Annotated in this window: 13 protein-coding genes; 7 read left to right on the forward strand and 6 right to left on the reverse strand. The window is 68.8% G+C overall.

Annotated elements, in window-relative coordinates; translation table 11 throughout:
• Positions 1-75: 75 nt before the first annotated feature.
• From ACWF82_RS13305 to ACWF82_RS13315, 3 genes are read left to right on the forward strand one after another with little or no spacing between them, the layout of a single operon-like run.
• Positions 76-1413, forward strand: a complete 1338-nt coding sequence (locus tag ACWF82_RS13305) for a diguanylate cyclase domain-containing protein (RefSeq protein WP_452500928.1) — start codon at positions 76-78, stop codon at positions 1411-1413.
• 13 nt (positions 1414-1426) lie between these two features.
• Entirely contained in the window at positions 1427-1738 is a 312-nt protein-coding gene (locus ACWF82_RS13310; RefSeq protein ID WP_452500929.1) for an antibiotic biosynthesis monooxygenase family protein, read from the forward strand.
• Between the two features lie 42 nt (positions 1739-1780).
• Complete coding sequence (locus ACWF82_RS13315) at positions 1781-4042, forward strand: HelD family protein (protein ID WP_452500931.1); 2262 nt, start codon at positions 1781-1783, stop codon at positions 4040-4042.
• Between the two features lie 61 nt (positions 4043-4103).
• Here ACWF82_RS13315 and ACWF82_RS13320 read toward each other — a convergent pair whose 3' ends face one another.
• From ACWF82_RS13320 to ACWF82_RS13330, 3 genes are all read right to left on the reverse strand, one after another.
• Positions 4104-4556, reverse strand: a complete 453-nt coding sequence (locus tag ACWF82_RS13320; RefSeq protein WP_379038837.1) for a universal stress protein — start codon at positions 4554-4556, stop codon at positions 4104-4106.
• A 269-nt stretch (positions 4557-4825) separates the two neighbouring features.
• Positions 4826-5044, reverse strand: coding sequence for a hypothetical protein (locus ACWF82_RS13325; protein WP_452500933.1), 219 nt, complete (start codon positions 5042-5044; stop codon positions 4826-4828).
• Entirely contained in the window at positions 5041-5847 is an 807-nt protein-coding gene (locus tag ACWF82_RS13330; RefSeq protein ID WP_452500935.1) for a DUF6597 domain-containing transcriptional factor, read from the reverse strand. Before ACWF82_RS13330 ends, ACWF82_RS13325 begins: the two co-directional genes overlap by 4 nt.
• Positions 5848-5939: 92 nt before the next feature.
• Here ACWF82_RS13330 and ACWF82_RS13335 point away from each other — a divergent pair, with 92 nt between their 5' ends.
• Positions 5940-6407, forward strand: a complete 468-nt coding sequence (locus ACWF82_RS13335) for a VOC family protein (RefSeq protein WP_452500937.1) — start codon at positions 5940-5942, stop codon at positions 6405-6407.
• Positions 6408-6535: 128 nt separating this feature from the next.
• Here the strand turns inward: ACWF82_RS13335 and uvrB are convergent, their stop codons facing one another.
• Positions 6536-8716: an excinuclease ABC subunit UvrB gene (uvrB, locus tag ACWF82_RS13340; protein ID WP_452500939.1), complete on the reverse strand. Its 2181-nt coding sequence runs from the start codon at positions 8714-8716 to the stop codon at positions 6536-6538.
• Positions 8717-9118: 402 nt separating this feature from the next.
• Between uvrB and ACWF82_RS13345 the strand changes: the two genes are divergently transcribed.
• Both ACWF82_RS13345 and ACWF82_RS13350 read left to right on the forward strand, forming a co-directional pair.
• Positions 9119-9739 carry a DUF402 domain-containing protein gene (locus ACWF82_RS13345; RefSeq protein ID WP_452500941.1) on the forward strand — a complete coding sequence of 207 codons (621 nt, stop codon included), beginning with the start codon at positions 9119-9121 and terminating at the stop codon, positions 9737-9739.
• Between the two features lie 59 nt (positions 9740-9798).
• On the forward strand, positions 9799-10299 hold the full coding sequence (locus ACWF82_RS13350; protein ID WP_452501143.1) for a DUF402 domain-containing protein: 501 nt from the start codon (positions 9799-9801) through the stop codon (positions 10297-10299).
• Positions 10300-10352: 53 nt separating this feature from the next.
• On the opposite strand, the gene ACWF82_RS13355 is transcribed toward ACWF82_RS13350, so the two are convergent.
• A complete protein-coding gene (locus ACWF82_RS13355) occupies positions 10353-10784 on the reverse strand; it encodes a hypothetical protein (protein WP_378853664.1) in 432 nt (143 codons plus the stop codon).
• A gap of 119 nt (positions 10785-10903) precedes the next feature.
• On the reverse strand, positions 10904-12109 hold the full coding sequence (gene coaE / locus ACWF82_RS13360; RefSeq protein ID WP_452500943.1) for a dephospho-CoA kinase: 1206 nt from the start codon (positions 12107-12109) through the stop codon (positions 10904-10906).
• A gap of 161 nt (positions 12110-12270) precedes the next feature.
• Here coaE and ACWF82_RS13365 point away from each other — a divergent pair, with 161 nt between their 5' ends.
• Positions 12271-12483, forward strand: a complete 213-nt coding sequence (locus ACWF82_RS13365) for a hypothetical protein (RefSeq protein ID WP_452500945.1) — start codon at positions 12271-12273, stop codon at positions 12481-12483.
• Positions 12484-12503: the final 20 nt, after the last annotated feature.

Raw genomic sequence — 12503 nt, forward strand, 5'->3', positions numbered from 1 at the left:
CGCGGATCTCATCGAGGCTCATCACAATAGTCCTGTTCGCCGTCGCCAGACCAGGTCGAGATCGGGGGTATCGCAGTGGGAGAAGCCAATACCGACGGGGCGAGCGCCGAGCAGCTCGCGCAGCGGTACCGCTCGCTGGTCGAACACACGCCCGATGCGATCTGTGTGCACGAGGCGGGGACGGTCGTCTTCGTCAACCCCGCGATGGTGCGACTGCTCGGCGCGTCCTCGGCCGACGTCCTGCTCGGAATGCCGATCGTCCGGTTCGTCGATCCCGATTCGATCCCCGCGATGCTGGCGCGGATCGACCAGCTGACCGCCGAGGGCGCGGCCTCGCCGCCCACCGAGATGGACCTGGTCCGCGTCGACGGCGCCACGGTGCCCGTCCAGACCGTGTCGGTGCTCACCGCGTGGCAGGACAAACTCGCCTACCAGGTGGTCGTGCACGATCTGACCGCCCAGCGGGCCGCCGAGGCGTCGGCGCGGCGGGCCGAAGCGCACTTCACCACGGTGGTGTCGCAGTTGGAGGAGGGCGTGCTCGTCATCGATCCGCGTGGCCGGCTGGAGTCGATCAACCCCGCGGGCAAACGGATTCTCGGCCTCGACGACGCGACGCCGGTGATCGGCCGCCGCGTCGACGAACTGCCCGTGAGCTTGATCGACCGCAACGGGCAGCCGCTGCCTGCCGCCCGGCATCCGATGGCGCACACCCTCGCGACCGGCGAGGCCGTCACCCAGTACATCTTCGGCGTCGAGCACACCGACGGCACACAGGTGTGGTTGTCGTGCAATTGCAGGCTGCTCAACCCGGACAGCCCGGATTCCTCCGGGGTGTCCTCCTTCGCCGACATCACCGAGTTCAGGGCAAGCAGGCGCCAGCTCGAATTCCAGGCCACCCACGACGCGCTGACCGGGCTGGCCAACCGCTCGCTGATCCTGTCGCAGCTCTCGGCGGCGCTGGCCGACGAGGACGGCAGCCTGGTCACCACGGTGCTGTTCATCGATCTCGACGGCTTCAAGGCGATCAACGACACCCTCGGTCACGCGATCGGCGACACGGTGCTGCAGATCGTCGCCCAGCGGTTGCAGCGCGCGCTGCGCGCCGAGGACCTGGTCGGCAGGCTCGGCGGCGACGAATTCCTGGTGCTGCTGGCCGGTCATCCACAGCGCGCCGACCTGCCCGGACTGATCGAGCGGCTGCGCGTCACGATGGCCGAGCCGATCATCGCCCGCGGGCACCGGCTGGAAGTGAGCGCCTCGATCGGCGTCACCGAGCTCGGCCCGCACGAACTGCGCACCCCCGAGGCCGTGCTGCACGACGCCGACCTGGCGATGTACCGGGACAAGCCCTCGGGCCATCGTGACCTCGGTCTCGGTCAGAATCGACGCTCGAACAACACCCACGCCTCCTGACAGACTGGTCGGCGTGATCGTCGAACACGCCGTGCTGCCCGTGCGCCCCGGACTAGCCGACGCCTTCGAGGCCGCGTTCGCGCAGGCGTATCCGATCATCGCGTCGATGCCCGGTTTCGGCGGGCTGTCGCTGTCGAAGTGCGTCGAACGTCCGGACAGCTATCTGCTGCTGGTGCGCTGGGCGCAGCTGACCGACCACACCGAGGGTTTCCGCGGATCGCCGGAATATCAGCGCTGGCGCGCGCTGTTGCATCACTTCTACGATCCGTTTCCCGTGGTCGAGCACTTCACGCCGATCGTCGGTGACGATCTGTTCGCCGAGTAGACTCGACAACTCTGTTCTCGCCGGTGACAAAGGAGTCCTGTTTTGCCCGACCGCCTCGCCGATGAACGCGCCGCGGAACAGCAGTACCTCTCGGTGCTCTACGACCGGCTCGACGGCATGCGCGACTACGCGCAGAACCGGCTGAAGACCGTGCTGCTGGAGACCGGCGGCACCCCACAGGCGCGCAGTGAACGCGAGTCGTTCACCCAGCTCTACAGCGAGGACCTGGCCAAATACGACGCCGCCGAGCACGGCCTTTGCTTCGGCCGGATCGACCTGGACGGCAGCGAGCCCGAGTCCCGCTACATCGGCAGGCTCGGCATCCTCGACGAGGACAACGACTACGAGCCGCTGCTGCTGGACTGGCGCGCTCCCCTGGCCCGCCCGTTCTACCTGGCTACCACCGCCAACCCCGAGGACGTCGTCCGCCGCAGGCACATCCGTTCGCGCAACCGCGCGGTCACCGCGATCAACGACGAGTACCTGGATCTGCGCGCCGCCGAGCGCGACGGCGTTGTCGGCGAGGACGACGGCGTCGGCGGCGAGAGCGCGCTGCTGTCGGCGCTCAACGCCGCCCGCACCGGGCACATGAACGACATCGTCGAGACGATCCAGAGCGAGCAGGACGCGATCATCCGCTCCGAGCACAAGAGCGTGCTCGTCGTGCAGGGCGGACCGGGCACCGGCAAGACCGCGGTCGCGCTGCATCGCGCCGCCTACCTGCTCTACACCTACCGTCAGCAGCTGGCCAAGAGTGGCGTGCTGATCATCGGCCCGAACGCCACCTTCCTCGACTACATCGGCCAGGTGCTGCCCTCGCTCGGTGAGACCGGCGTGCTGCTGTCCACCATCGGCGACCTGTATCCCGGGGTGAAGGCGGTCAGGGAGGATTCGCTGCGCGCCGGCGAGATCAAGGGCTCGCTCGACATGCTCGAGGTGCTCAAGCAGGCGGTACGTGATCGCCAGGAAGTGCCGTCGGAGCCGGTGCGGCTGACCTTCGACGGCTACCCGGTCATGCTGGACCGCAAGATCGCGACCAAGGCCCGCGGCCGGGCCAGGTCGTCGCGGCGCCCGCACAACCTGGCCAGGCCGATCTTCGCGTCCTCGGTGATCGACGCGCTCACCGATCAGCTGGCCGCGACCATGGGAGCCGACCTGTCCGGCGGGACGAGCCTGCTCAGCTCGGCCGACCTCAGCGAGATCGGTGACGAGATGCGCGCCGACCCGCAGGTCCAGGCCGCGATCACGGCGCTGTGGCCGATCCTGTCGCCGCAGGACGTGCTGGCCGACCTGCTCGCCGACCCCGCCCGGCTCGACCGCGCCGCCAAGACGCTGAGCCCCGAGGACCGGGCCGAGCTGGTACGCACCGACGACGGCACGTTCGGCGCCGCCGACGCACCGCTGCTCGACGAGCTGGCCGAACTACTCGGCGTGGACGACACCGAGGAACGCGAGCGCGCCCGGCGCCGCTGGCGCGCCCAGCTGGCCGAGGCGCAGGACGCCCTCGACATCCTCACCGGTTCCGCGCCGCAGGACATCGAGGACGAGCTCGACCCCGAGATCCTGATGGCCTACGACCTCATCGACGCCTCCCAGCTGGCCCAGCGCCAGGAATTCGGCAACCGGCAGACCACCGCCGAGCGCGCCGCCGGCGACCGCACCTGGACCTACGGGCACGTGATCGTCGACGAGGCGCAGGAGCTGTCGCAGATGGCGTGGCGGATGGTGATGCGCCGCATCCCGAACCGGTGGATCACCGTGGTCGGCGATGTCGCCCAGACCGGCGACCCGGCGGGCGCGTCGTCGTGGCAGCGGGTGCTGGAACCGTATGTGGCGCAACGCTGGAAGCTCACCGAGCTCACCGTGAACTACCGCACCCCCGCCGAGATCATGGACGTCGCCGCCGATGTCCTGGCCGCGATCGACCCGGGCGTGCAGGTGCCGCGCTCGGTCCGTGACTCCGGTAATCCCCCGCGCGCACACCGGGTCCGGCCCGAGGACGTGGCAGGCGAACTGGCCCGGCTACTCGAAGCCGAACACGGCCCCGGCACCAGCGCGGTGCTCGCACCCGCGGCGCTCGTGCCCGAGTTGTCCGCGCTGGCCGGTGAATCGGTGCAGGTGCTGACCGTGCACGACGCGAAGGGCCTCGAGTTCGACCGGGTGTACCTGGCGGAACCACAGGCGATCCTGGACGAATCACCGCGCGGCCTCAACGATCTCTACGTGGCGCTCACCCGCGCGACCCAGCGGCTGGCGGTCGTGCACACCGAAGACCTGCCCGAGGTGCTGTCCGCGCTGGCGTAGGCCCGGAAATACCTCGAGGGCGCCACGATCGTGGCGCCCTCGAAGTCTCGGTGGAACTGATCTACCGCACGGTGTGCACGATCAGCACGTCCGAGCGCGACTTGCGGGCCACGTCCGACGGGACCGAGCCGAGTAGGCGGCCGGTGAGGGTGTTCAGGCCCCGGTTACCGACGACGAGCAGGTCGGCCTTGGTCTCCTTGATCAGGTCGAGCAGCGAATCGACCGGCTCGCCGACGATCGCGCGCTCGACGATGTTCTTCGCACCGGCGGCTACCGCCTTCTCCCGGGCGACGTGCAGGATCTCGTTGGTCGGCGCCGAGCCACGCACCTGGTAGGCCTCGTCCTTGAGCACGTCGGCCGCGGCGGCGACGTCGCGATCGTCGGTCGGGAAGTAGGCACAGGCCAGCACGAGAGTCGCGTCCGCGTCGCCGGCGAGCGCTGCGGCCTTCTCCACGGCGACGTACGACGAATCCGAGCCATCAGTACCGACGACAATGGTCCGGTAGGCGGTCATCTCTCCTCCAACTTGGTCGGTGCCAGCGTCGAGCGACCCGGGAATCGAGCGTCAGCGCGGCAATTGGGTCGACCCTAACGCCAAAACAGGCCGATTTATCGACAAATCGCAACAGATCACATCAGGAGTGTTGACGCCGGTGCCCGCCGTACCGGTGGTCTTCGCGACAGTCGCGAAGATTCACCTGCGACAATCTGACCGCGAGTCACCGAAATTGTGGTCGATCACAACACAATCAACACGACTGCGCGACTGGGACTTTGCTCACATCAGCCGGAAAAACTGGGCAGGCCGCACGCTGCGCTTCCGGTACCGGTCGAGGACGCCACGGTCACCGTGGCCGGCACGAGCCAGCGGGTGCTGATGCCGACGACTTTCGCGGTCAGTTCATGCCGACCCGCGGCACCGGGCCGCCATGTCGTCGTGGTGGTGCCGATGGTGGGGACCGCGACGGTGCCGATCGCCGCGCCGTTGTCGGAGAAGGTCACGTCGGTACGGCACTCGCCCGCGCTTTACGCGCGTATTCCCACGGCGGCATCCCGATCTCGGCGGTGAATTCCCTACTGAAATGGGCCTGATCGAAATAGCCGAGGTCGGCGGCCAGCATCGCCAGATCCGGCTTGCCGCCGCGTGCGAGCAGATCGGCGGCGTCCTGCAACCGGAATCGGCACAGTACCCATTTCGGGCCGGCGCCGACATAGCGGCGGAACAGCCGTTGCAGGGTGCGGATCGGGACCGCGAAGCGAGCGGTGATCTGGTCGACCCTGGTCAGGCCCGCATCGTCGGCCATGGCCGCGACGATGTCGGCCACGAGCGCGTACCGCGGGTCATCGGATCGGCCACGACCGGCGAAGAACTCCTCCACGATGACCGTCCGCGCGGGGTCGGACGGCTCCGCCAGCACCCGTTCGGCCAGGCCGGCGGCGGCAGGAAGGACATCGGTCAGCGGGGCTGAATCATCGCGCAGCGCACCGACATCCATGCCGGTGAACGCGCCGAAACCGCCTGGCCGGAACCGGATCCCGAATGTCTCCCCCTCCCCGTCCAGTTCACGAACGTACTTCGTGGTGCTCACGCCGTTGACGAATCCACCCGTGCGGGTGCTGCTGCGTTCGAAGGTGACATTCACACACGGAAAAGACAGGACTTCGGCGCGATAAACAGGCTTGCCGCGCAGATCCCAGCGCACGACCCAATATCGGTCGGCGAATTCGGCCAGTGCGGGTCCGACCGCCAGCCGGTCCAGCGATCGATGCCTGGCCTGCTCGCCCGGGTGCAGAATGCCTTTCATATCACCGGGATCCGGCACCGCGCCCCGACCGGTCATCCGATCTGTCGCTTTCTTACAAGATCGGGCACGGCGGCTCGACCAGGATCGAAGACATGACCAATCCCGTTGCGCCCATCCCGGAGGGCTACCACTCCATCACCTGTTTCCTGGCCGTGCCGGACGGCAACGCGGCCATCGGCTTCTACACCGAGGTCTTCGGCGCGAAGGTGCTCAGCCGGGCCGATCTGGCCGACGGGCAGCCCGCGCACGCGGAACTGCTGATCGGCGATTCGACCATCCAGCTCGGAATGCCCATACCCGACAACAACGTTCGCGCGCCCGAGGACTGGGTGCACACCTCGATCGTGCACTACTGCCCGGACGTCGACGCCGTGATCGCCCGCGCGATCGCCCATGGCGCCCGCCTCGCCGAGGAACCGCAGACCTTCGTCAACGGCGAGCGGTTCGGGGTGGTCATCGACCCGTTCGGTCATCGGTGGGCGGTGATCACCCGGATCGAGGAGATGTCGCGTGAGGAAGCCGACCGCCGGATCGCCGCATGGATGGCTGAGTCGAACTAGCGGCTGGCGCCGCGGGGTTTTCGGCCCCTTGTGCCTCGCGTTCGAGGAGCGATACTGCGCCTGCGGCGTTCCGTCTCGCTCCTCGAACGCGAGGCGGCCGAAAACCCGTGGGGGTCCGGTGAGCATGGTCAGCTCAGACCAGCGGCGTCCATGCCGCGTAGTTCCTTCTTCAGGTCGGCGATCTCGTCGCGCAGGCGGCCCGCCAGCTCGAACTGGAGCTCCCGTGCCGCGTTCATCATCTGATCGGTGAGCGAGGCGACCAGGTCGGCCAGTTCCGCGCGCGGCATGGACTTCACATCGCGTTCGGCGTAGATGCCGGCGCTGACCGCGCGTCCCGGCTCGCCCTGGGCGCGCCTGCCGCGGCTGACATTGCGGCCCGAACCACCGACGGCCACTTCGTCGTCGGCCTCGGAGTACACCTGGTCCAGGATGTCGGCGATCTTCTTGCGCAGCGGCTGCGGGTCGATGCCGTTGGCCTCGTTGTAGGCGACCTGCTTGGCGCGGCGGCGGTCGGTCTCGTCGATCGCGTGCCGCATCGAGTCGGTGATCTTGTCCGCGTACATGTGCACTTCGCCGGAGACGTTGCGCGCCGCGCGGCCGATGGTCTGGATGAGGCTGGTGCTCGACCGCAGGAACCCTTCCTTGTCGGCGTCGAGGATCGCCACCAGCGACACCTCGGGCAGGTCGAGCCCCTCACGCAGCAGGTTGATGCCGACCAGCACGTCGTATTCGCCAAGGCGCAGCTGGCGCAGCAGCTCCACGCGGCGCAGGGTGTCGATCTCGGAGTGCAGGTAGCGCACCCGCACGCCGAGGCCGAGCAGATAGTCGGTGAGGTCCTCGGCCATCTTCTTGGTGAGGGTGGTGACCAGCACGCGCTCGTCGCGCTCGGTGCGCTGGCGGATCTCGTGCACCAGATCGTCGATCTGGCCCTTGGTCGGCTTCACCACGACCTGCGGGTCGACCAGGCCGGTCGGGCGGATGACCTGCTCGACGACCTCACCGCCCACCTGGCCGAGCTCGTACGGACCCGGCGTCGCGGACAGATACACCGCCTGGCCGATCCGGTCGGCGAACTCCTCCCAGGTCAGCGGGCGGTTGTCGACCGCCGACGGCAACCGGAAGCCGAACTCGACCAGGTTGCGCTTGCGCGACATGTCCCCTTCGAACATGCCGCCGATCTGCGGCACGGTGACGTGCGACTCGTCGATGACGAGCAGGAAATCATCGGGGAAGTAATCCAGCAGGGTGGCGGGCGCCGACCCGGCCGGGCGGCCGTCGATGTGGCGCGAGTAGTTCTCGATGCCGGAGCAGAACCCGACCTGGCGGATCATCTCGAGGTCGTACTCGGTGCGCATGCGCAACCGCTGCGCCTCGAGCAGCTTGCCCTGCTTCTCGAGCTCGGCCAGCCGCTCGGCCAATTCGGCCTCGATGTCGCCGACCGCGCGTTCCATCCGCTCCGGGCCCGCCACGTAGTGGGTGGCCGGGAAGATGCGCAGCGAGTCGACCTGGCGGACCACGTCACCGGTGAGCGGGTGCAGGTAGTAGAGGGCCTCGATCTCGTCACCGAAGAACTCGATGCGGACCGCGAGCTCCTCGTAGGACGGGATGATCTCGACGGTGTCGCCGCGCACCCGGAACGAGCCGCGGGTGAACGCCATGTCGTTGCGGGTGTACTGCACGTCGACCAGCAGGCGCAGCAGCGCGTCGCGGTCGATCTCGCCGCCGACATCGAGCTGCACCGAACGATCCAGGTACGACTGCGGGGTACCTAGGCCGTAGATGCACGACACCGAGGCGACCACGACGACGTCGCGACGCGAGAGCAGGCTCGAGGTCGCCGAGTGCCGCAGCCGCTCGACGTCGTCGTTGATCGAGCTGTCCTTCTCGATGTAGGTATCGGTCTGGGCGATGTAGGCCTCGGGCTGGTAGTAGTCGTAGTACGAGACGAAGTACTCGACCGCGTTGTGCGGCAACATCTCCCGCAGCTCGTTGGCCAGCTGCGCGGCGAGGGTCTTGTTCGGCGCCATCACCAGCGTCGGCCGCTGCAGCTTCTCGATCAGCCAGGCGGTGCTCGCCGACTTACCGGTACCGGTGGCGCCGAGCAGGACGACGTCCTTCTCCCCCGCGGTGATCCGCCGCTCCAGCTCGGCGATGGCGGCAGGCTGGTCGCCCGCGGGCTTGTGCTCGCTGACCACCTCGAACTGTCCGCCCGCACGCTCGATGGTGCCGACGGGCCGGTGCTCGGAATGAGCCAGCGGGTGCCCCCGCTCCTCATACCCTTCCGTCGGAATCTCGGTTGCGAATGCCATGCACTCCAGATTAGGCCCGACCACCGACAAGTCGCGCGGACAGCCTGCTCACCGGCCCCGATCCGGCGACACACCTGCGCCACGCCGAGCCACCGCCCTCCGCCACGGTGTCTTTCCGGTGAACTTCTGCTCATCGGGAAATCCGCTCACCCGCGCGAACGCCGCGCCACTCGCGGCCCGCAGCATCGTGGCGATCACGCGCTCGCGACCGCATCGCCTGGTCCGGCCTGTACCGGCGATCACCCAGCCGCGCCATGGCTACTTCGGAGCATTCCGGGGCGCTGTCCGAAAAGTCCCATGTCCCAAGGATATTCACAGCGATGTGGTCCGGCAGACACGGTGCGCGACGCACATCCGGGCGTACCCTGAGCTGATCATCGGCACGTGGTGAAGGACAAGGCCATGAGCGCACTTCTTCCTCTGCTCGTCGCGGCTCCGGCGGTCACCGGATTCGCCGGATACTTCGCGCGGGAGATCCGCGGCCAGCAGCCGCCGCCCGCCGCGACTCCCACCGCGCCGCCGCCCGGTCGCCTCCGGGTCGAGTACTTCGACGTGGCGGAGCTCACCAGCACCGATGCCAAGGGCTACATCCGGCCCGTCGACCGGTACGAGGTGCAGCCGTGGGGCGTGTACCTCGCCCGCACCGTCGACCGGCCGCGTGGCCGCTACGAGGAGTCCTGGCTGCTGCCCGGCCCCGCCGTCCGCGCCACCATCGCGCACGATCGCCGCGGCGACCACCGCAGCCACGACTATGTCCTCGACATCGTCGAGTTCGTCCAGGTCGGGCCCAAGCGCTGGAAGGCCACCGACTACTTCCTCGACATCGCCGTCCGCCGCGGCCGGTCGGCGACTCTGCGTGGCACGGCCGAGCTGCTGGCGGCGCACGCCGCTGGCCACGTCGACACCGCCAAGGCCGATCGCGCTTTCGAGCGGGCCGCGGCCGCCCTCGACGGCCTCGCCGCCAACGACCACGATGTCGAGCGGTGGCTGCGCTCGCGGGAGATCACCCTGACCTGGATGTGAGCGGGCAGGCCCGCTCACCGGTAGATTTTCCGGTCATGACGCAGGCATCCACCGTGCACGTGCATCCACCCAAGGTCGAGTACTTCGACGTCGCGGCACGGACGAACACCGATCCGAAGGGGTTCGTCCGGCCGGTCGAGGTCTACCGGGAGGAACCGTGGGGCCTGTACATGGGCCGCCACTCCGATCATCCGAACTTCCACTACCTGCAGTCGTGGGTGCTGCCGGAGCTGTCGCTGCGCGCGACGAAATTCCACTACAACCCGGGTGCCGATCAGTGGCAGGACGTCTACGTCGACGTCGGCGCGTTCACCAGGGAATCGGCCACGCTGTGGAAATCGGTCGACCACTACCTGGATCTGCTGGTGCGCACGGGCCGCGAGGTCGAACTGGTCGATGTCGACGAGCTGCTGGCCGCCCACGCCGACGGCCTGCTCGACGCGGCGCAATCCCGGGCCGCGATCGAGCACGCGACCGCGGCGATCGACGGGATGGCCGCGCACGGCCACTCGCTCGAGGGCTGGCTCGCCACCCGCGGCATGACCCTGACCTGGCGCTGAAACGACAAACCGCCCGGACCTTCGGCAGAAGTTCCGGGCGGTCGCCGATCGGATCAGCCTGCCGACAAGCTCGGGAACAGATCCGCCAGTCCGCCGCCGCAGCCCGCGCTGCCGGTCGCGGCGGCCTCACCAACGGTGACGGTGATCGAGTCGCTGATCAGCAGCTGACGCGCCTCGAGCTTGTGCTGACCCGCCGTGGTCGGCTTCCATGTGATGCTCACCGTGCCGGAGAGCAGCGACGGCGACACCGGGCTGCCCGGAATGTCGACACCGTTGTCGGTGAACTTCACCGAGGTCAGCCGGTCGACCTCGACGCTGGCGGTCAGCTTGTAGCTGCAGCCGACCTTGTGGTCGCTGCCCGCCACAGTCAGGTTGCCGACCCAGGCCGAGGCCTGCGGGGCGGCCAGCACGATGCTGGCGGCGACGGCGCCGAATGCGGTGATACCGAAGCCCGCACGGCCGAACCGACGATGATGTGTTGTCATACGCGCTACAACTTCCCTGTGAACCGAGTCACCGCCTGGTGACTCGGCACAATGTACACAGCGCGCGACGACCCTCGGCCGCTTTTTGAAACATTGATGTTTAACAGATTGATCTCGGGTCAGACGCGTGCGTGAGCCCACTCGGTGACCACCGGATAGACGGCGTCGAACCACGGTTCCTTCACCGCGTAGTACGCCTCGCCCGCCGCGTCACCGGCCTTGCCCGCGGCCGCCTGCTCGGCCTCACGCTTGACCGCCAGGTACGCGTCCCTGGCATCCGCGTCGGCGCGCAGCCAGTCGCGCAGGTCGAGCGCGAACCGCTGTCCGGGCGAATCCTGCACGCGCAGATGGATGTTCGCCGGGCGCGCGGGATCGGCGTTGCCGTGCAGGCGCTTTCCCCAGCGAGCCAGGTCCGTGCCGTCGGGGTCACCGGGAGTCGGCTTCGGGTTGTCGTGGGTGGCCTGGGGCGCGAGCGGGAACCCGGCGCCGGCGAGCGCGTCGGCCAGCGACTCGGCGGTGGTCATATCGGCCACCGTCACCTGGATGTCGATGATGTCCTTGGCGGGCAGGCCGTGCACGGCGGTGGATCCGACATGGTCGATCCGCACCGCCGACGCGCCGCACACCAGGTGCAGCCGGGCGATGATCCGCCGCGCCTTGGCGCCCCATTCCGGGTCGGCGGGCACCAGCTGGTAACCGGCCCTGGCCCGCACCCCTTCGCGCTGATTGCGTTCGAACGGCACCAGCCGGTCCGCCCACAGCGCCCGCACCTGCGCCTCGACGACCTCGGGGGCGCCGTTGTTGTCCAGCCAGACATCGGCGACCGCGTGCCGCTGTTCGTCGGTGGCCTGCGCGGCGATCCTGGTCCGCGCGTCGGCCTCGGCGACCCCGCGATGGTCCACCAGCCTGCGCAGCCGGGTCTCGACCTCGGCGCCGACGACAAGGACCAGCTGCATCAGCGGCGCGAGCCCGTTCTCCACCAGCAGCGGAATGTCTTGCACGACAATCGCGTCCGCGGGCGCGGCGCCGATCAGCTCGGCGGTGCGGGCACCGACCAGCGGATGGGTGATGGCGTTGAGCGTGCCCCGTGACTCGTCGTCGGCGAAGGCCACCGCGGCCAGCGCGGGCCGGTCCAGGCTGCCGTCGGCCGCGAGGATGCCCGCGCCGAACGCCTCGACCAGCGCGGCCAGACCCGGCGTGCCGGGCGCGACGACCTCGCGGGCGATCGCGTCGGAGTCGATCAGCACCGCCCCGCACTCGACCAGGGTCCGCGCCACTGTGGATTTACCCGCTCCCATGCCTCCGGTGAGGCCGATCCGCAACATGGCGCCCAGTCTCGCAGACGGCGTCGCGCCACGGTCCGGTCCGTCGGATTCTTTCCGACACGCCCACGCGCCGACCGGCGCAAAATCCGAGGCCGGGCGCGTCGGGTGGATTAATGTTCGCCGAGGCGAGAAGGCCAAGCTCCAGCTACCGAAGGATGATCATGGGCACCAGAGACCACCGGACGGCTCGCCACCGCCTGGGCATGCCCGGCGGTGTGCACTGCATCGAATACCCTGCCGTCGCAGCGACTCTCGCCGAATATCGACGCTCCTGGTTCACCGCCCTGGTCTTCCCCGCCAGACACAGTTTCGCCGCGATGCGCAAACGCCCCAGTATGGCCGCCGGCTACTGGGTGCCCGCCGCCGCGAGCTGATCCCCGCTCGGACAGCGCGG

This window comes from Nocardia sp. NPDC055053 (assembly GCF_053608285.1).

Bases quoted from the DNA above. Each gene is read 5' to 3' on its own strand.
- ACWF82_RS13335 (WP_452500937.1), top strand. From the start codon at position 5,940: ATGACCAATCCCGTTGCGCCCATCCCGGAGGGCTACCACTCCATCACC.
- ACWF82_RS13320 (WP_379038837.1), bottom strand. From the start codon at position 4,556: ATGACCGCCTACCGGACCATTGTCGTCGGTACTGATGGCTCGGATTCG.
- uvrB (WP_452500939.1), bottom strand. From the start codon at position 8,716: ATGGCATTCGCAACCGAGATTCCGACGGAAGGGTATGAGGAGCGGGGG.
- ACWF82_RS13365 (WP_452500945.1), top strand. From the start codon at position 12,271: ATGGGCACCAGAGACCACCGGACGGCTCGCCACCGCCTGGGCATGCCC.
- coaE (WP_452500943.1), bottom strand. From the start codon at position 12,109: ATGTTGCGGATCGGCCTCACCGGAGGCATGGGAGCGGGTAAATCCACA.
- ACWF82_RS13345 (WP_452500941.1), top strand. From the start codon at position 9,119: ATGAGCGCACTTCTTCCTCTGCTCGTCGCGGCTCCGGCGGTCACCGGA.
- ACWF82_RS13355 (WP_378853664.1), bottom strand. From the start codon at position 10,784: ATGACAACACATCATCGTCGGTTCGGCCGTGCGGGCTTCGGTATCACC.
- ACWF82_RS13330 (WP_452500935.1), bottom strand. From the start codon at position 5,847: ATGAAAGGCATTCTGCACCCGGGCGAGCAGGCCAGGCATCGATCGCTG.